Source organism: Streptococcus sp. 3874 (genome assembly GCF_013276425.1).
Lineage (GTDB): Bacteria > Bacillota > Bacilli > Lactobacillales > Streptococcaceae > Streptococcus > Streptococcus pseudopneumoniae.
Genome location: NZ_VMLA01000005.1, coordinates 1 through 1,546 on the forward strand (window position 1 = coordinate 1; position 1,546 = coordinate 1,546).

The following is a 1,546-nucleotide window of genomic DNA, read 5'->3' on the forward strand; positions in this document are numbered from 1 at the left end:
TGAAACTAAGCAACTATATCACAAGATATTTTTTCGTTTCATTCATATTCAGTTGGATACTTTTCATACGACTATTTTATCAAATGGGACATTTTCACGTTCGATTTACTAAAGACATTCTCACATTCGAGCCAAATTTCAAGTTCAAGTTAGCCATGAAGAATAAATTCTCTGGGTGATTTGTAGTTCAAGCATTTTTTAGGATAGTTATTCATCCAATTTTAGATGAATGCGACTTCTTTGGGAGTCGTTTCCTTAGTCCCCTTAGGTAACCATCTACGAATGAGCCTGTTGTGATTCTCATTAGTTCCCCTTTCCCAAGAGGCATAGGGGTGCGCATAATAGATATGTTCCTCAGAAAATACATCAGACAAGCGGTTAAATTCTGTACCATTATCTGCCGTGATGGACAGAATCTTGTCTTGTTTTAAGATGAGTTTTAAAGCCTGATTGACCACCTCAGCACTTTTATTTGGAATCAATCGGATAATTTGATGCCTAGTCGTTCGATCAGTTAAGACCAGTAAACAATAATTTTTCACCCTTGTAAGCAGAACCGTATCAATCTCATAATGCCCATTCTCCAATCGCAGATTGATAGCTTCAGGACGCTGTTCGATAGATTGACCAGGGGGGTTAAAATTGGTGCTAGCCTGTTTCTTAAGCGCTTTTCCTTTTCTAGGATAGAGCAGATCCTGTTTTGACAATCCTAATTTTCCATGATGGATCCAGTAATAGATGGTAGAAATTCCCACGTTAACGCCCTTAGCCTTGACCATCATTTCAGGAGAAACCTTTTGGTTATGATAGTGGAGAATCTTTTCCTTCAGCTCCTTGTTCAATCTTGATTTCTTGACCGAGCGCTTGCGATTATTTTCATAAGACTGTTGAGCATAGTCAGCAGAATAAACCTCTTTAAAGCGTCCTTTTCCAAGACATTGTCGGACTGTCCCACGCTTGATTTCAGTATGGATAGTTTGAGGAGCTTTTCCAAGTAAAGAGGCGATTTCTCTATTTGATTTCCCTTCCTTTTTCCATCTTTCGATTAAGCGACGGCTATCGATTGTCAAATGTTTGGCTTTTGTAGTATAATGGTTTTTCATCTCTGTGCCTTTCTTGTGTTTGTGATTGAACAACAAGTATAACACAGAGGTGTTTTCTTATGCCTAGAAGAGCTTTCATTTGACAAGAGGAACCCTTGAAGCAGTTTTGTCAGCTAAACCAAAGCTAATCTTAGCCTTGGCTTGTCAGCCTAACAGCATCAAGCCTCTTATCAAATGAAATCGAGGGCTAGCTATAAGCTAGTTAAAACATCTAATTTTTAGGAGGGCTGGGTGGCTAACTTCATTATAGAACTTTCAATATCACATTCGAATCACAATAAATAAAAAAATCTTCCAATTCCCTTGCAAAAATGAAGAAAGTGTGATAACATAGTACGGTATGTAGTGCTAGCACATCCGCTATATTAGATTTAATAGGAGGAAAACACAATGGCTAAAGTATGTTACTTTACAGGTCGTAAGACTGTATCAGGAAACAACCG

General features: G+C 38.1%; 1 pseudogene. It reads right to left on the reverse strand.

Annotated features, from left to right (window positions below):
• Positions 1 to 149: 149 nt before the first annotated feature.
• Positions 150 to 1,103 (reverse strand): annotated as a pseudogene (locus tag HT703_RS00450) (IS30 family transposase).
• Between the last annotated feature and the right edge of the window lie 443 nt (positions 1,104 to 1,546).